The sequence below is a fragment of the Rhizobium viscosum genome (assembly GCF_014873945.1).
Taxonomy (GTDB): domain Bacteria; phylum Pseudomonadota; class Alphaproteobacteria; order Rhizobiales; family Rhizobiaceae; genus Rhizobium; species Rhizobium viscosum.
On record NZ_JADBEC010000002.1, the window covers coordinates 790,424 to 808,618 of the forward strand.

Consider the following 18,195-nt stretch of genomic DNA (forward strand, 5'->3'; position numbering starts at 1 on the left):
TCGAACGCTATACCCGTCCCGTCGGGCTGGTCCCGAAACTTTCGCGAAACCTGCGGGAGAAGTGCGAGCGCGACACGTAACCTGCAGCTTCTGCGGCAGCGATTGCCGTAGCGCCGGATGTGATTGCATGTTGCGCGGCCTTCAGGCGCTCGCGTCGCAAGATTGCACGGAAGGAGGTGCCGTCTGCGGCCAAACGGCGTCTTAGCGTGGACGCTCCAATTCCGAGTTTTCCTGCGACATCGGAAACGTTCCAAGCTTCCGAAGGAGCCGTTGCAATCAGCCAGGCGATCTCGTCCGACAGGCTTTGCCTGAAGAGTGGTCGCGCCTCGGCAAGTGGCCGCATCAGTGCCAGAACCTCTGTCAGCCTCAGCCGTTTGATCGTTTCGCCGACGCTGACATCGGCGATCACGGATGCTGCGTGGCAAATCGTCTCGACAAGATCAATGCTCAGTGGCACGGCGTCGAGATCGACGGCGCTACGGGCACATTCCCCAAGCAACAGCGGTGGAATGTCCTGCGGCAGGAACGGCACGTCGAGCCGCAACGCTGCGTAGACGCCGGTTTTATCGTCTGGAATGTTGACCACGTCCATCGGCACGCCACCGGGCAACACGAACAGCGACCCGGCCGTGAAGGAGCGGCTGCGATCGCCAAGCCACACGTCCTTTTGGCCGTAGAGGACGATGCAGATCATGGGGCAATTAAGTCGAAGAGCTGCTACCCGTTCGCGGTCGAAGCAGCAATAGGCGAAAAGCTGCTCGCCGTAAGGATGCATCCCAACATCGAGCTTTCCCGCCACCATGGGGCGGAGTCGATCGAGCAGGCGGCGGGAAAGCTCGGAACGTCGGTCGCGGATCATCATGTTCATAAGCGCAATCTATGAGAAGGCGCGGCAAGAAAAAATACCGTAGGTGAGCGTTTCGGGCCCAAGCGATCACAAATCTGGCGCAGACCGAGTGGCGAAGAGCGGCACAAGAAGGATCTTCAACAAGGAGACCTTCATGAAAACCTTCAAATTTGCGCTTGCCATCGGGGCAACAGTGGCATCGCTGTCTTTCGCTTCAACGCCGACACGGGCTGCTCCAGACCTTGAACTCTGGCGTCTCGATTGCGGCGACGTCACCGTCAAGGATTTATCGATGTTTTCCGACACCTTCGCTTTTGCCGGCAAGAGTAGCGTGCTGACAGACAGCTGCTACGTGATCCGCCACGGTGGCGACTATCTTCTTTGGGACACCGGGCTTCCTGCCGGCATTATCGGCAAGGCACCCGATCAGGATGCGCCCATCGGCATCTCGCTCAAAACCGACATCCCGACCCAGTTGAAACAGATCGGCATCAAACCGGAGCAAATCGCAACCGTCGGCATCAGCCATAACCATTTCGACCATCTCGGGCAGGCTGCGACCTTTTCGAAAGCCACGCTTATGATCGGCGCTGCCGATTGGCAGGCTTTTCACGACAATCCTCCGCCCTTCGCTGTTGTACCGGATCTCGTCAAACCCTGGCTCGATGGCAAGGCGAAACTCGACCTCGTGACGGGTGACCGTGATGTCTTCGGCGACGGTTCCGTGATGATGCTGTCGATGCCCGGTCATACGAAAGGGGAAGCTGCCCTTCTGGTAAAGCTTGCAAAGATGGGTCCGGTCCTGCTTTCCGGCGATGTCGTGCATTTCGAGGATAATCTGGCCAGCCACGGCGTGCCGGGCTTCAACGAAAACCGTGCCGACACACTCGCATCAATGGAACGCCTTGAGGCGATTGCGGCCGGACTGAACGCAACGCTCGTCATCCAACACGATCCCACCCATATTTCGCGCCTGCCGGCCTTCCCCGAAAGCGCAAGATAAGCGGCCGGGTGCTACAAATGCCACCGGCGTTGAAATGCCGGTGGCAGCAACACGGTCGGGCTCGCCAAAACCTCGTTCCCTTAGCAACCGGAAGTCCGACATCCGCCCTCACCTGCCCGGCGGTCTTCTCGCGCTTGATGCTGTGCTCGGCGCTAGATGGTTTTTAGGCAATTGGCGCGCAATAGGCACGCCAACCGCCATACCAGTGATATCGGGCTGGCCTGCGAGGCTCTTCTTCACCGTTTATCGGCAAAATCGGTTTTGCTAAAATGAATCGCCTGTCGATAAAAGATCATTCACCACCTCATACAATCATACGTTGACATCAGAAGGGCGGCGCCTGAAGAAGCTGCATCAGCTAATATTCCTCAAATTACATTTCATACATGTTCCACGCGCTAATTCTTCACACCAACGTCTCTCCCTTCTTCAAACTGACAGGTTGTCTTTGCCCCCTCTCTTTCCAAGTAGGCCAGCCTTTCCAAAGGCAAGTCCCACTATTTCAGGCAAACCGTTGTTTTTAAAAGAAATAATTAATTTCCCAAAAAATGAGCAGGTTACGAGGGCTGGCTGGCGCCCTTTTTAATCTATCACTCCAACGCCCTCAGAGAGTTATCATGCGCCTATCACGGCTTCTCGCGGCATTTCCTCTTTTTGTCCTCCTTGCCTCGTGCGTTACCACGGATCCGAGACTTGTATCGGCGTTGCGGGAGACATCCGTCACGCAAATCCGTGTGGAAACAGCTCCCGACGTCAGCATGGGAGGCTTCGATCGCACACGACCCGATCCTCAGCTACCAGCGGTCGTCCAAGCGCTTGATAATTCGTTGAACCGTGACGTTAAAGGAGTGCCGGGCGGCAAGACCGCGAGCCGGCTGATCGTCACCCTCCACATCGTCGATGTTTCCAGTAAAGCTGGACGCATCATTGCCGGCAATGACAGCTATATTTCCGGAACGGTGCGCCTAGAGGACGCAAAGACGGGCCGACTGATTGCTGAGGCTCAAAACATCCGCGGCGAAGACAAGGGAATTCGAGGTGACGGGGAAATCGGGATCGTCATAGCCATGGCGATCAACGCCGCCCAGTCTTCCCAGACGGAAGATGCTCTCGCACAGAGACTATCAGATGCCTTCAGCCGCAAGGTGAAGGCCTGGCTGACGCAAAAATAGATCCGGCGATCGAGGCGGTCGAAACTTGTCGGCTAAATAAAAAAAGCGTCCGTTCCGTTTTCAAGGCAATGCAAGAACAAAATTCTATTGTTGGCGATCGCACAAGACCGGCGACGCAAGCAAGCCGTCGCCGGCATTCACGATGGTAGAACAGGGCGATGAAGTCCGGGCATGCCTTCCGGACCTCTTTCGGAACGGAGAGGCCTCTCCCGACAAGCCAATAGGCGTCAGGCGTCTTGTCGTCGGGAAGCTTTCGCTAACCGTCACTGTCGCTGCTGCGCCCGGCCAAACCTGTCGGATCAGACAAGCATGGCCGTTTACAGCGTGGTTCTCGCCCCCGCGCCCTCCGGGCACAAAAAGGTGCGATCCGAAAGCATCGGTCCGTGCAGAGTGTGTCGATATCCATGACAAGCCTCCAATGGCCAGTCTTGGATCCGATTTTCTCAAATCGCGAAACTCCAAACGTTAAATCGTCACTAGGACCTAGTCTGCGGCCCACACTTTTAGCTATATATAGAAAAGGCTTGGCAATCGGCATGCCAGCCGAAAGTTGTAATTGCTCGCGTGAAAAGAGGTTTGAACATTTTTAATCAGGACTATCTAAATTAGCTAATACATACCAAAGTTGTGGCGGCGTTGATTTGCGGTGATCGTTTTCGGGGGAACTCGACCATGGAGAGCTCAGACATGCGTAAAGCTCGTGCCACGCGCGCGACTCCTGAAAATAGACAGGAACATGCTCCGAGCCCGGTCGATCGGCTCTTATTCTTCGACCACGATTTCAATCCGATCAAAATCTTGCCGGGCGATGAACTGTCCGCTACGCTTACACCCGCGATGTCGCTATGGGAGCATTTTCCAGAGCTGGACAAATCGGCGACCACGCAGGCACTCCGCTCAATGGGCGAAGGTGTCCAGTCCTTGCGACTGTCGGTCAATGTCAGGAAACCTGGTTCGCAAAGCCTGACGATCTTTCAGATCGGAAATATGTACGCCGTTGTTCGATCCGGCGATCGCGTTGACGACGAACGAGCGACCCTATTGCATCTGGCAACCCACGATCCGTTGACGGGCTTGCCAAATCGACGCCAGTTTGGCGAGGATCTCGCTGTGTCGTTGACGGAAATAGCCGCCTCGGGCGAGACCTTGTCCCTGATGCAGCTTGACCTCGACGACTTCAAGCCTGTGAACGACACGTTGGGTCATCCGGCCGGGGACAAGCTTCTTCAACTTGCTGCTAGCCGCATTCAAGGGTGCCTTACAGAAGACGACAGGGCCTATCGCCTCGCGGGCGACGAATTCATGGTCATCTCCATGGGCCCGGGACATCCGGCCAAGGGTCACCAACTGGCGGAAGCCTTGGTTGCGGCATTCCAAAAGCCCTTTACGATCGACGGCATCGCGGTGTTTGTCGGTAGCAGCGTTGGCGTGTCAAGTGCACCACCGGACGGCACGAGTCCCGAGCAGCTTATGAAGGCGTCAGACGTCGCACTCTACGCCGCGAAGAAAGAAGGTCGCCGTCGTGCAAAATCGTTTGATCCTTCAATGCTTGAATTGCTGGAGCAGCGCGAGCTATTGCGCCGGAGCCTTCGAATAGCCCTGGCAAAACACCAATTCTCAATGGAGTATCAACCGATCGCAGAGGCCGGTTCTATCGTCGGTTTCGAAGCGCTTCTCAGATGGCACCACCCCTTGCTCGGGAGTATTCCTGCAAGCACCTTCATCCCGATGGCCGAAGCAGATGGCTTGATGCCGGAAATAGGCGCATGGGTTTTGGAACAGGCATGTCGGGAAGCGATGAACTGGCCGCAGAACTACATCGTCGCCGTCAATGTGTCGGCGGCTGAATTCCTGACAAACGGCCTTACCGATCGAATCTCTCAAACGCTGGATCTTGTGGGATTTCCATCGGATCGCCTGGAGCTTGAAATAACCGAGAGCGTGCTGCTCGAGCGGACCGTCAACAACATCGACACCCTCAATACTCTCAACGTGCTGGGCATCAAAATCGCCCTCGACGACTTCGGGACAGAATATTCATCCCTCAGCTATCTGAAAACATTCCCCTTCGACACGATAAAAATCGATCGATATTTTATTACCGATCTCGAAAGCGATTTCAAAAGCCAGGTAATCGTCCGCTGTATCATTGAGCTAGCACATGGCCTCCACATGCGCGTCACTGCCGAAGGGGTTGAGACGGCACAGCAGGCGAAATGGTTGCGCAAGGCGGGATGCGACAGGTTACAAGGCCATTTGGTGAGCAGGCCGCTCCCGATCGCGACGGTTGGGGAATTTATCGATCGTGCGAATACATCCCAAAGCCGCGCCACGCAGTTGTGAGTGCGACGGCTACAGCGTGTTCCAGAGACGGCATGCGCCACCCAAGTGCCAACGGAGGATGTTTTGGAAGAGATAGCAACTGGCATCGATCGCCATGCATTCACCCTCATGCTGTCGTTGGAAATGGATGTCGCGTTGGTGAAATCCGAATGGAGATTTTGCGATAGGATTACAGAATATCTCTCCGACATTCTTGGCCAAGGACACAGCGACCCGGCGCGATATTCGAATTTTCTTTCGGTCGCGGCAAACGAACTCGTTGAACTTGCATTCCGCTGTTCGGGTCAATCAGGTTTGATGAGTTTCAGTCTCCATCGAAACGCGACAACAAATCGCCTGACAATTGAACTCCCGCATCGGGACATATCCGGTGGTCGTCACACAAATGTGAGCCTGATCGAGTCTCGCCCTCCCCTCGTCGATGAGGCACGAGACGGGAAGGCGTTCACGACCGATACGACGGAGCTTTTGGGAGATTTAGCGACAATATTCCGCTCCGCGATCCGGATTGAAACAGACGGTGCGCAGAGCACGAAGATCGTCGCGGATTTCCCCTTGGCCGAGGACTTCCAATGAGCCAGGCCGCACCCTTCGCAGTTCGTTTCGATCCGACAAACCAAGAGCTGGTTTTGTCTGGCAAGATACGGCCAGAAGGTGCCGCAGAAATTGCCGATGCCCTGTCGCTGATGCAGCAAAGCCTGGAAAGGTACAGCGGGGTCGTCTACCTCAATGTCAAACGTCTGACGCATATCAACATGACGGCCTTTTCCGCCCTGGCCGATATCCTCGCGGAAAGCTGCCGGACGAGACCGGAACGGAAGATCGTAATTTTGACCTCGAGCGTGATGGCGTGGTCGACTCCGGTTTTTGAAAAGCTAGCCAAACACTACCCCAACCTGACGGTGGAAGTTTACGACTCTGCATTTTATCCGGGTCAGAGCTTTGTGGAAGACGAGGCGTTCATTCCCATTCTCCGTACTCAGACTAAGATGACATGGAGGCACGAGAGAGAACTATTGCCTCGTCACGGTCTCCGTAGCGGTCTTGTCGTTGCGGACATCTGCTGCGGGATTGGTGATTTCGCAGCCTTGGTCCAACGGGAGTTTAAGCCGTCCCGCCTCGTCGCCCTGGACCACTCGGTGCGCAGCCTGGACTATGCTCGCAGAGTGGCTGCGGATTTCGATTTGAAGGAAATCGAATACACTTACGGCGATGCATCGCAGATGCTGCTGCGAGACAATCAATTCGACTTTGTGACGTGCCGGCATTCCCTCCAGATTTTCGACCGTCCCGAGATGCTGCTGCGGGAGCTCTACCGTATCTGCAAGCCCGGCGGCCGGGTCTACATTACAAACGAGAAAAACTCGCATTGCCTGGGCGAGCCACATGCGGAAACGATCAAGTGGACGTATGAAGAAGTCGCCAAATTGTTCAGGCACTTCGACATGGACGTCGAGATGGGACCGAAAAGCCGTCACCTGCTCGCTGACGCGGGCTTTGATGCGATCAAGGTCGATACTTTTATGGTAACAAACCTTGACGGCGATCCCCAAGACTTCGCCGACATCATCGAAGCCTGGGAAAACGTCTACGCGGGGCAAATGGCAGTCCGACGAGGTGACACACCGGAGTTCATTCGTAGGTTCAGGCAGGGATTTAAAGACCACGTTTTCGCGGCCCTTCATCCGAAGGGTTATGCGGGCTGGCCAATTTGGGCGGCGTCCGGCCGAAAGCCGCTATGATGGACAGGATATCTTTGAAAAGATCGATAAAGCTGGGTTCATTCCGCGCAAAATTCATCTTGGTTGTCGGCGGAGCGGTCCTCTTTGATCTGCTGGTGAGCGGAGGATTGGCACTCTGGAACGTCCAACGGCTGTCACGCGACGCGACGCTGGAAGTCGGGCAAGGCCTTGAGGCAGCAAGCCAGGACTATATCCGGACATATGCTGACTCCACCGCTGCCCAGGTCAGTTTGTTGCTACGGCAGGTTCACAACGATGTTGGCACGCTGGCAGGCGTGCTTCAGGCACAAATCGACGATCCCGAGCGCAATTTAGACGTCGGTGCGGCGATCGCTCGAACCTCTCCCGACAGCGTCCGCCTCGTTTATGACCAGAAGGGGAACTGGTCTCAAAACGTTCCGGGCTCTGTCTCCGTGGTGAGCGTTTGGGGCTACCTACTGAAACCTGATCATAGCCCAAGACCTGACGTCGAGGCGGACATTCAGACGAGCGCGGTTCTGGACCTCGTAGCGCCGAGTTTGCTGCAGCACGGTTCTTCCAAGCTCCAGATGTATTACATTGGCTCGAAAGAACGGCCGATTTTCAGAACTGCACCTTATACGGATCAGGCCCAGACCTTCGACCGCCTTTATCCCGGTCACAACGATGCAAATTTCTGGAACTTCTTTTTTCCCGGGCTCTACGAGTCTTGGCAGAGCTGGGCGGCCAATATGAATTCGCGGCCGGTGGCAGACGATATCACGCAGACAGCTCCCTATACCGATGCGATTACCGGGAAACTCATCGTGAGTTTCTTTCATCCCCTGTGGACAGCCGACAGGAGGGACGTCGCCGGCGCGGCTGGCGCGGACATCACGCTCGATCAACTCGCAGAGACTGTTGAAAATGTTAAAGTGGCCCAATCCGGGTTTGGCTTCCTCGCGATGTCAGACGGAAACGTCGTCGCGATCAACCGCACAGGTGAAGAGACTCTCGGCCTGCGGTCCGCGAGCGATACGAGCGGAACAGGCGTGACCGGACTGGAACGGTCGTTGAAGGGAAGCTCCCAGCCCGAAATTGCGAAAATGGCGCTGGACCGCGAACAGGGCATCCAACACCTGTTGTTGGAACGAAACGGGCAAAAAGTTCCATACATCGTAATCGTGAAGAAACTGCCTGCGACCAATCTCTGGTCCAGCGGCCCGGTCCGACAGGAGGCGATGTCCCTCGTACTGGCCGTACCCGAACGGGAAATCGATGCCTCCCTATACGCTGCACAAGCCAAGATTTCCGAAGCCACGAACCGCATCGTGCTCTATCAGATTCTGGCAATCGCAATGTCGCTGGCGATCGTGACGATCGCCGTGCTTGCCGCCTCGAAGCGAATAACGAGTGGCATCAGTGCCCTAGCAAATGCCGCGAGAAGGATCCAGACAAAGGATTACTCGGTGCGGGTTGCCATCGCCAGCAAAGACGAAGTTGGCGAGGCCGGAGAAGCATTCAACAGGATGGCCGAAGAGATCAGCTTCCACACGGAAAATCTCGAGCAACTCGTTGAAGAGCGAACCGCCCAGATCGAAGACGCAAAGGAAGAAATCTCGACGTTGAACGCGCAGCTTCAGCGAGAAAATCGACGGCTTGGGACAGAACTGGCCGTCGCCGAGAGAATCCAGTTGATGGTGCTGCCATTGCATCAGGAACTTGACGAACTGCAGGCGCTGGAAATAGCGGCGTACATGAGACCCGCCGAGGAGGTCGGCGGCGACTATTACGATGTCCTGAAAAGCGGCAATCGTTTGAAAATCGGCATTGGCGACGTCGCCGGGCACGGGCTTGAAAGCGGAGTGTTGATGTTGATGGTTCAGTCGGTCGCCCGCGCACTGCAGGAGGCAGGCAATGTCGATGCGGTCAAATTTCTCACTGACCTGAATAGCGCCCTTTTCAAGAATATCGTGAGAACCAAGATCGACAAGCACCTCACTTTGGCATTCCTTGACTACGACGGAAAAGAAATGATCCTGTCTGGCCAGCACGAAGAGGTGATCGTAATACGGACGAACGGCGAGATCGAACGTATCGATACTATGGATTTGGGAATACCGATCGGACTGCAGGCCGATATTTCCCAATTCATCAGGACCCGCAGGATAGCGTTCGAGCAGGGCGACCTCATTCTTCTCCACACGGACGGCGTGACGGAAGCCGAGAACGACGCCGGAGAACTGTTTGGCATCGACCGTCTGTGCGTCGAGGCACTTCGCACAAAGAACGAAAGTGCCGACAAAGTCGTCTCCGAAATCGTTGCGGCATTAATGCATTTTATCGGGTCACAAAAGATCCATGACGACATCACGCTTCTCGCGGTACGACATAGGTGACGCATGACACCAACGTTATATGGGATCGAAGCTCTGGCAAGTGAGAACCTGGATGCGAGCACACGTCTGACATTGCGCGATGGACCACTTCAACTCGGCTGGAAACATTCGGGGATGACTTCGGACTTCCTCGCAGAAGTAATGTCACTTCCGTATTCCCGCTCAACGAGAGACTACACGCAAGCGCATCACGACATCGGATATCTCAGCAATGAGCTCATCGAAAATGCCGTCAAATTTCGACAGCCCGGAGAAATCCTCATCGAAGTCGGGATATCGGGCGGATGCTTTTTCATGAGGATAACGAACAGCATCGATAGCGCATCGTTATCTCGTTTGCAGCAGTTGCTGCACCGACTTCGGTCGAAAGAACCCGGCGAGCTTCTTCTCGAACGGATCGAAAGCAATGCAATATCGGAAGGGAGCGGGTCCGGTTTGGGATTGCTCACCCTCCTAAGCGATTACGATGCAAAAATGGCATGGGCATTCGAAGAAGCCGACGACGACCATTTCAAACTGACAACGACTGCATTGGTGGCGTTGCCGCCTTCCTCCAAGCTGTGAGCGAACAATGGAAATCAGCGACGAAAATTTCCGCGTATGGACAGAAAACACCGAGGTATATTTCGACGGTATATTTCGGCTCGCAGGGCCCGACGCCTACGCCCCCATTCATTCGATGATAGTGGGGTTGCTCCATGAAGGACACAAACAAGTAACGTTCAATTTGACGGGTCTCGAGTTCCTCAACTCCTCCGGCATAAACCTACTTGCCAAACTGACAATCGAGGCCAGGAAAATGGGTGAACTCCAGCTCATTGTGAAAGGCACCAACCAATATCCCTGGCAGGCAAAATCGCTTCCGAATCTGAAAAAATTGCACCCGCTGCTTGATTTGCGCCTAGCGTAGCAATTCGGTGCCGGGCGTTCCCTCAGCGAGAGAAGCAAGCGCCTAACTTAACTTACCCCATTGAGAACGACCATCTTGTCATCGGCCATCTCCTGCATCGTCCAAGGGATACCGCCCACGCCGTAACCGGACTGGCGGCGACCTGCGAACGGCATCCAATCCGTCCTGAACGCAGTGTGGTCATTGACGAGAACGGCGGCTGCATCCAGACGCTTTGCCGCGCGGAGCGCGACGGCGATATCCGAGGAAAATACGCTCGCCTGAAAAGCATAAGGCAGCGAGTTGGCACTCTCAATCGCATCGTCGAGGTTTCGGTAGCCGTAGACGCAGGTCAGCGGGCCGAAGACTTCGAGTTGAGAGACCTTTGCGTCCGCCGGCGGATTGAGCAGGACCGACGGCAGCAGCGTCGTTTCCGACAGGCGCCCGCCTCCGAGCTGTCTTGCTCCCGCATCGACTGCTTCCCGGATCCAGTTCGATACTCGCTCCGTTTCGCGCGGCAGGATTAGTGGCCCCACCTCGGTTTGCTTGAGGGCCGGATCGCCGACCTGAAGGGCCGCAACCCTGGCGCCAAGGTTCTCGGTGAACGACTCCAGGATATCTTCGTGCACGAATATCCGCTGGACCGATACACAGACCTGGCCTGCATGATAATAGCCACCTTTGACGATGGGACTGACGACCGCGGCCACATCCACACTTCGATCGACGATAACAGGTGCAGCACCCCCATGTTCAAGCGCGCACCTCGTGCCTGGCGGCAGCTTGCTCTTGAGATACCAGCCGACTTTCGCAGATCCGATGAAGCTTAAAAACGCGACGCGGGTATCGGTCGAAAACGATTCAGCAAGCGTGTTGTCATCGGTGACGAAGGTCTGGCACCAGCGTTCGTCCAGGCCGGCCTCCCAAAGCAACTTCACGATTTCGACGCACGATATGGGCGTCGTTGCCGCAGGCTTTACAATGACGGGGCAGCCTACGGCGATCGCAGGCGCGATTTGATGGACAATGAGATTGAGAGGATGGTTGAATGCCGAGATCGCCGCGACAACACCGATCGGCTCTTTCGTTGTGAACGCCAGGCGGTTCAGGCTCGCGGCAGTCAACCCCATCGGGATTTCCTTGCCGGCGAAGTTGCGGATTTCATCGGCGGCGTTGACCAACCCGTCGATTGCGCGTGTGACTTCGACGATGGCGTCCGCCAGAGGCTTGCCGCCTTCCCGCGCAATCATCATCGCGAAACGGTCCCTGTTGTCGTGCAGCAGTTCCGACGTCTTTCTCAAGATCGCCATGCGCTGATACGCAGGCAACCAGCCGTCGCGATCGGCAAAGGCTTTCGCGGCAATATCCAGCTTGCGATCAAGTGCGGCGGCGTCATCGGCCGGCAGCTCGGTGATGAACGCTCGATCAAACGCCTGATAGACCTTTAAGCTAAGCGACATCTCATGCCTCCAGAATTGCCGGGAGCCGTTCGCGCAGCTCTTTCACCAGCACACGTTCATTTTCCGAATAGTCGACGGGGACATTGACCAGATGCACGCCCCCGCCTTTGAACGCATCCTCGAGAACCTGCTTGAACTGACCGATATCATCGACCCTCGTACCTTTGGCGCCGTAGGATTGCGCATATTTGACGAAGTCCGGATTGCCGAATGTCATTCCGAAGTCCGGAAATTCGTCCACGGCCTGCTTCCAACGGATCATCCCGTAGGCATCGTCTTCAATCACAAGAACAACAAGGTTCAATTTGAGCCGAACGGCGGTCTCCAGCTCTTGCGAATTCATCATGAAACCGCCGTCGCCGCAGATCGCCATGACCCGTCGTTCCGGGTAAAGCATCGACGCGATCATTGCCGACGGAAGGCCAGCCCCCATCGTCGCAAGCGCATTGTCGAGAAGCAGCGTATTCGCCATCTTGGTGCGATAGTTGCGCGCGAACCATATCTTGTACATGCCGTTGTCGAGAGCGAGAATGCCATCGTGGGGTATGACCTCCCGGATGTCGTGGACCAGCCTCTGGGGCGTAAACCGTTCCTCGGTCGCCCTGTCCGCAATACGATCCAGAATTCGCTCCCGCAGATGAAGAAGCGCCTGCGCATTCGGCAGCTTGCCTTCCAGGCGATCGGCGAGCGCCTTGAGTGACGGCCCCATGTCGCCGATGACCTCGGCCTGAGGAAAATAGACTTGCTCGACCGTCGCCGGCTGGTATCCGACGTGGACAACTTTCGGACCACCCTTGCCCATGATGAATGGAGGCTTTTCGATCGTGTCATGGCCGATCGTGACGATCAGGTCTGCCTGCTCGATGGCCTCGTGGACGTAGTCTCGCTCCGAGAGGGCCGCAGTGCCCATATAAAGCTCAGTTCCCCCTGGAACCGTCCCTTTCCCCATCTGGGTCGTGAAATAGGGGATGCGCGTTCGAATAACGAACTGGGCGATGTCCGACGTGGATCGAGGACGCGAGGCTGCCGCTCCGAACATAAGCAATGGACGCTTGGCCGATGCAATCAGCGCAGCCGCACGATCGAGCGCAGCGTCGCTTGCGATCGGCAGTTCAAGCTGATGCGGCGCCACCAGCGCGATGTTTTCACACTCCTCTGCAGCGATGTCTTCCGGCAGTTCGAGATGAACTGGACCAGGCCGTTCCTCCTGCGCGATCCTGAACGCCTCCCTCACCAGGGTCGGGATCATCTGCGGCGAAACGATCTGGCGCGTGAGCTTGGTCAGCGGCTTCATCGATGCGACGACGTCAACGATCTGGAAGCGAGCCTGCCGCGATGAAAGAATACCCTTTTGGCCGGTGATCATCACCATGGGCATTGCGCCGAGAAGAGCATAGGCCGCCCCTGTCGACAGGTTCAGTGCTCCTGGCCCAAGCGTCGTTAGGCATACGCCAGGCCTTCCCGTCAGCCGTCCGTAGGTCGCTGCCATGAACGCGGCTGCCTGCTCGTGTCGCGTGAGCACGAGCTCGATTGACGATTTGCGGATGGATTCGACGACGTCGAGGTTTTCTTCGCCTGGAATGCCGAAGATACGCTCCACGCCTTCGTTCTCAAGCGCCGCGATGAGGAGATCAGAGCCTTTGGTCATTGAAAGTGCCTGTGCTTTGACGCCGCGATCAAGGCGACGCGATGAGAAACGTCAGACGCAGAACATAGGTCGATTTACAGTCCGAACCAATCGCACCTTAGTGCAGATTTTGCATGCGAGATATGCTCGCAGAACCTCCCTCGGATTTGGAGCTGCCAGCAAATCAAAATCATTGACGGCGCGCACATTGCCTGCGTGCTGCCTCTCTGTTGCCTCGTGCAGTTTGTGTTCAGGAAAGAGATTGGTAAAGAATGCCGGCGAGGCACTGGCGAGAGGTTTGGGATTTTAGCTCGGCAGGGTTCAACTCCCGAGCAGGATCGCGCCCGCCGTAACAATAATGCAGGCGAGAATGCGCCTGGTGGTCAAGGTTTCGCCAAGGAACAGCCAGCCGATCAAGACGGCGAATACAACGCTTGTTTCCCGTAGCGCCGTGATTGGGCCGGCGGGTCCCAGTGAGAAGGCAGCAATCACCACACCGTAGGCGATCATTGCGACCAAGCCGCCTCCGAAGGCCTTCCATGTGTCCGGCGCTCGAAAATCGACCCGAAGCCGCCGACGCATGCCAATGAACATAACAGGCAGGAGCGTGCCGTAAAGGACGAGTACCCAGGCAGTATATGCGCCGCTCTGGCCGGCCCGTCGTACGCCGATGGAGTCGACCGTCGCGTAGGCGGCGATGATCGCTCCTGTCGCAAGAGCGAACAGGATGGACGAAGTGGAGGGTCTGCCCTTGCCAATGGATAGGCTCATGATCCCGAGGGCAATGAGAATGACACCTGCAATCTGGAAAGGGTCCAGGTAATCGCCAGCGGCGACGAACCCGCCGAGCGTCACGAGAAGTGGCACCGTTCCGCGAACAATCGGATAGACCTGCCCAAGTTCCCCATAACGATAGGCCGCGACGAGGAAGACGCTATAGCCGACCTGAAGGATGGAAGAGAGAAAGATACAGGACCATGCGGCCGACGGCGGCAGCGGATAAATGAACAGGAACGGAAGCGCGACAGCCGTGCTCGCAAAGCTCATGACGGTGACGGTCCAGAGCCGATCGCCGCCGCTGCGCAGGAAGGCGTTCCATGTGGCGTGAAGGATCGCCGCGAAAAGCGCCAAGCCGATGACGGCGGCGCTCATTGCCGCGCCCTCATCGCCAGCAGATCGGCTGCAACCTTCCGGGCGTTGTCGATCGCCGCTTTTCCCTGGCCCATCTGAGCGAGCATCGTTGCCCCCTCGATCAGCATGAACAGGGTCATGGCGATATGCGGCGCTCGACCCTCCGGCACTGATTGCGCCAGGATGTTCCGAATACGATCCTGAAGATCACGCTTCTGGCGCATGACTGCCTCGAATACCGCGTGATCCGGCTCGCCGAATTCCGCAAGCGCATGCTGAAACAGGCATCCATGAAAATCCGGACTGTCGAACCAGCGTTCATGCCAATCGAAAATCGCCGTGATCTTCTCATCTGGCATCATCGCGGTTTCCGAAAGCCGGTCGAGCTGGCGTTTGAACCGATCCGCCCGCCAGTTCAGAACCTCGACAATCAGGCCGTCCTTGCTGGGAAAATGCCGATACATGGTCATCTTGGCGACTTCGGCCTCGGCAATGATCCGGTCTATGCCGGTGGCGTGGAAGCCGTCGCGCTTGAACAGGGTATAGGCGGTTTCAATGATGTGCTGACGTTTCTCGGCGGCGATGGCGCGGGATGACATAGCGAGATTCCAAATGAGACAGACCTGTCTCACTCATATGTCATCGGCCAGCTTTGGTCAATCGGCGTCGGAATATTGAGACAGCAGCAGCGCCAGACCAGCCGAGATCGCACCGAAGGTGTCTGCGTTAATTCGGCCGCAGGCGGCATAGGCTGCGCCGCCGATGCCAGCGCCGACCGCGCGATCGGCAGCGCGGCATCGTGTTGAGCAGCAGCGTTTGCGGCGGTGTGCCGGCCGCGAGCTTTTCCGCATCGCGGCCATTGAGCACGATTTCGGCACGCGCCGCGGCCAGGCCCTGAGCCAGGCTAAACCGATGCCTTGGCTGGATCTGGTGATCCGATTATCGCAGCGGGGGAATTCCAGCAAAAAGCGGGCCGAGTCCCTCCGCTATTGTCAGGTGCACGATCACCGCTTCACGAAGCTCAGTGTATGGCAGTCCGGCCATCATTGCCGTTTGAACCACAGCCATGACCTCTCCAGCCTCGGAGCCGATCATCGTAAAGCCCAGAATGCGATCGTCGTTCGCGCTTACTACGGCTTTCATAAAGCCTTGGGTCTCCTCGGTCGCTTCGGTGCGCAGCACATTGCCCATCGGCAGTGTCGCGACACGATAGGCAATGCCCAGGCGCTGGGCTTCGCCTTCGCTCATGCCAACGCGGGCGAGCGGAGGATCCGTAAACATGACATATGGAATCTGGCGAGCGTCGGTGCGACGATTGCCTCCCGCCATGTTGTCACGAACGATCCGGAAATCGTCGACTGATACATGCGTAAACTGCGGACTGCCGGCGCACTCGCCGATCGCCCAAACGCCGCCTTCCGTGGTCTCCAAACGTTCATTGACGCGAATGAACCCGCGATCATCCAGTTCGACACCGGTCTTCTCAAGTCCGATGTCCGCTGTGTTTGGAACCCGGCCAGCCGCCACCAGCAAGTCGCTGCCCTCAACGGTCCGGTTTCCGGCATCGGTATGAATTTCGACGACAACAGCATCCCCTGACAAGCCCCGCACCTGTGTCGGCCTGGCGCCCAGAACGACTTCGATACCCTCTGAGACAAGTATGCGCTGCATCTCCTCGGCGACATCGGCATCCTCTCGGCCCATCAACCGTTGCGAGGGTTCGATAATGGTTACGCGGCTACCGAAGCGGCGATACGCCTGCGCCATTTCAATACCCACATAGCCGCCTCCGAGCACGATCAGATGAGACGGAAGATAATCGAGCTCCAGAGCCTCGATATGGGTCATTGCGCGTGCTGCCGGCAGGCCGGGGATATCCGGTATCGCAGCATGGCTGCCGACATTCACCACTACCTGATTGCCAGAAAGCCTGCGCTGGCCGCCATCATTCAAGCTGACTTCGATGGTCTTCGGCCCGATAAACCTTCCCTCCCCCATGATGAGTTCGGCACCGCTCGCCTTATAGGCACCAAGGTGAAACGCAATCTCCCGATCGACCATCGCTTGCTTGCGCCGCCGAACGGCCGCCATATCGACACTCACCGGTCCGGTCGCAGTCCCAAATTCGGCCGCGTGCTGAACCAGATGAGCGATCCGTGCACTCCAGATCTCGTTTTTGCTCGGCAGACAGGCGACCGCAGGGCAGGAGCCGCCAACCCATCTTCGCTCGACGACCGCGACTTTCTGGCCGGAACGAGCCAAGTGCCAAGCGAGCAATTTACCGCCCTGGCCGCTGCCAAGGATCAAGGTGTCGAAGTTCTCAATATCAGGCATGGGACTCTCCGTGAGCTGGCAGCAGCCGGGCGCTTTGAATGCGATCTGCTTCTGCTATGACGATAAGAGCAGGCTACAACGGCAGCGTGATTTGATTAATGCCGGTTTTGCTCATATTCATGCTCAATCAACTCATCTTGGAGAGATCGACATGTCACAACACATCGATTGGCTTAGTCGTCTGCTCGAAATGATGCCGGTCACTGGCAAGCTGGAGCTTCATTGCCTCTACGGTGCGCCTTGGCGGGTTGCATATGAGCAGGGCGCCGCCCAAGACATTGTTTATCACGTGATATTGGGTGGCGAGGCATGGCTGAATGATGACGACGGCAACAGAGAACAGCGTCTCACGCCTGGCGACATCCTTCTGGTCCCCGCCGGAGCACCGCACGTTCTAACCGATGGCAGCGGCGCCGAGCCGGCGAAGGCGACGCAACGACAAGGGCTGAACGTCGTGATCAGCGAGAACTCCGGTCAGGGCGAACGACTGGACATGCTTTGCGGCCGCTTCGTGCTTGCCCCTCCTCACGACCGTCTGCTGGGAACTTATCTGCGTTCACGGATGATCGTACGAGGAACATCAAAATCAGCGATATCGCCACAATCCGTGACGCGCCAACAGATGGAGGCCCTTGTTGCCCTCATGCGGGCTGAGGCAAACGTCGAGGGGATTGGCGGCCAGGCGATGCTCAACGCGTTTTCGGCGGCGTTGTTCACACTGGCGCTACGACTGGCAAGTCAATCCCATGATGCGCCACTGGGGCTGGTCGCTCTTGCAAGCCATGTCAGGCTCGCTCCCGCGCTCAACGCGATCTTCTTCGAACCTGCCCGCCCATGGACGCTTTCGAAACTGGCAAGCCTTTGCAACCTGTCTCGGGCGACTTTGGCCCGCTACTTCCAAAGCAGTTTGGGCCGCTCTGCTACCGACCTTCTCCAGGACGTTCGCATCACGCTCGCTGCCAATGCGCTGCGGGTGCCGACGACATCGACCGCTGCGGCAGCCGATCTGGCCGGTTATCGATCTGAAGCTGCCTTCCAGCGCGCCTTTAAGCAGCATCTGGGATTGACTCCGGCCCAATGGCGCGCCTCCCGGGTGGCCAAAGAGACGGCGGACACGGACGATGCATCCAGCACCGCCGAACCTCAACACGGTCGACGCAAAAAGCTTCGGAATGTTTTGAGCGAGGCCTGAACTTTTCCAGCATTTCGAGGAACATCAGTCTCTCAACGACAACCGACAGCGGTATGCCAGTTGCCACAGTGACGCCCTTTGCGACGATGAGACGCCTT

The 18,195-nt window shown here is 57.0% G+C and carries 15 protein-coding genes; 9 read left to right on the forward strand and 6 right to left on the reverse strand.

What is annotated here, in order from left to right; all coding sequences use genetic code 11:
- Positions 1-7 precede the first annotated feature (7 nt).
- A complete protein-coding gene (locus H4W29_RS24480) occupies positions 8-868 on the reverse strand; it encodes a helix-turn-helix domain-containing protein (protein WP_246517448.1) in 861 nt (286 codons plus the stop codon).
- 133 nt (positions 869-1,001) lie between these two features.
- Here H4W29_RS24480 and H4W29_RS24485 point away from each other — a divergent pair, with 133 nt between their 5' ends.
- The 8 genes from H4W29_RS24485 to H4W29_RS24520 all read left to right on the forward strand — a co-directional run bounded on the left by H4W29_RS24485 (position 1,002) and on the right by H4W29_RS24520 (position 10,374).
- Positions 1,002-1,850 carry an N-acyl homoserine lactonase family protein gene (locus H4W29_RS24485; protein ID WP_192731445.1) on the forward strand — a complete coding sequence of 283 codons (849 nt, stop codon included), beginning with the start codon at positions 1,002-1,004 and terminating at the stop codon, positions 1,848-1,850.
- A gap of 617 nt (positions 1,851-2,467) precedes the next feature.
- Entirely contained in the window at positions 2,468-3,022 is a 555-nt protein-coding gene (locus H4W29_RS24490; RefSeq protein WP_192731446.1) for a hypothetical protein, read from the forward strand.
- A 687-nt stretch (positions 3,023-3,709) separates the two neighbouring features.
- Complete coding sequence (locus tag H4W29_RS24495; protein WP_192731447.1) at positions 3,710-5,365, forward strand: putative bifunctional diguanylate cyclase/phosphodiesterase; 1,656 nt, start codon at positions 3,710-3,712, stop codon at positions 5,363-5,365.
- Between the two features lie 63 nt (positions 5,366-5,428).
- Positions 5,429-5,941, forward strand: coding sequence for a hypothetical protein (locus H4W29_RS24500; RefSeq protein ID WP_192731448.1), 513 nt, complete (start codon positions 5,429-5,431; stop codon positions 5,939-5,941).
- On the forward strand, positions 5,938-7,107 hold the full coding sequence (locus tag H4W29_RS24505) for a class I SAM-dependent methyltransferase (RefSeq protein ID WP_192731449.1): 1,170 nt from the start codon (positions 5,938-5,940) through the stop codon (positions 7,105-7,107). Before H4W29_RS24500 ends, H4W29_RS24505 begins: the two co-directional genes overlap by 4 nt.
- Entirely contained in the window at positions 7,104-9,464 is a 2,361-nt protein-coding gene (locus H4W29_RS24510; RefSeq protein ID WP_192731450.1) for a SpoIIE family protein phosphatase, read from the forward strand. The genes H4W29_RS24505 and H4W29_RS24510 overlap by 4 nt, the downstream gene beginning before the upstream one ends.
- A 3-nt stretch (positions 9,465-9,467) precedes the next feature.
- Positions 9,468-10,028 (forward strand): slr1658 superfamily regulator, encoded by a 561-nt coding sequence (locus H4W29_RS24515; RefSeq protein WP_192731451.1) that lies wholly within the window; start codon positions 9,468-9,470, stop codon positions 10,026-10,028.
- A gap of 7 nt (positions 10,029-10,035) precedes the next feature.
- The gene (locus tag H4W29_RS24520) at positions 10,036-10,374 is read left to right on the forward strand and encodes a slr1659 superfamily regulator (protein ID WP_192731452.1); all 339 of its coding nucleotides are present in this window, start codon (positions 10,036-10,038) and stop codon (positions 10,372-10,374) included.
- Between the two features lie 47 nt (positions 10,375-10,421).
- Here H4W29_RS24520 and H4W29_RS24525 read toward each other — a convergent pair whose 3' ends face one another.
- From H4W29_RS24525 to H4W29_RS24545, 5 genes are all read right to left on the reverse strand, one after another.
- Positions 10,422-11,813 carry an aldehyde dehydrogenase family protein gene (locus H4W29_RS24525; RefSeq protein ID WP_192731453.1) on the reverse strand — a complete coding sequence of 464 codons (1,392 nt, stop codon included), beginning with the start codon at positions 11,811-11,813 and terminating at the stop codon, positions 10,422-10,424.
- Position 11,814: 1 nt separating this feature from the next.
- Entirely contained in the window at positions 11,815-13,461 is a 1,647-nt protein-coding gene (locus tag H4W29_RS24530; protein WP_192731454.1) for an acetolactate synthase large subunit, read from the reverse strand.
- Between the two features lie 300 nt (positions 13,462-13,761).
- Positions 13,762-14,592, reverse strand: coding sequence for an EamA family transporter (locus H4W29_RS24535; protein ID WP_192731455.1), 831 nt, complete (start codon positions 14,590-14,592; stop codon positions 13,762-13,764).
- Positions 14,589-15,170, reverse strand: coding sequence for a TetR/AcrR family transcriptional regulator (locus H4W29_RS24540; RefSeq protein ID WP_192731456.1), 582 nt, complete (start codon positions 15,168-15,170; stop codon positions 14,589-14,591). Before H4W29_RS24540 ends, H4W29_RS24535 begins: the two co-directional genes overlap by 4 nt.
- Before the next feature lie 340 nt (positions 15,171-15,510).
- On the reverse strand, positions 15,511-16,905 hold the full coding sequence (locus H4W29_RS24545) for an FAD-dependent oxidoreductase (protein ID WP_192731457.1): 1,395 nt from the start codon (positions 16,903-16,905) through the stop codon (positions 15,511-15,513).
- A 10-nt stretch (positions 16,906-16,915) separates the two neighbouring features.
- Here H4W29_RS24545 and H4W29_RS24550 point away from each other — a divergent pair, with 10 nt between their 5' ends.
- Positions 16,916-18,097 (forward strand): AraC family transcriptional regulator, encoded by a 1,182-nt coding sequence (locus tag H4W29_RS24550; RefSeq protein WP_312872367.1) that lies wholly within the window; start codon positions 16,916-16,918, stop codon positions 18,095-18,097.
- Positions 18,098-18,195: the final 98 nt, after the last annotated feature.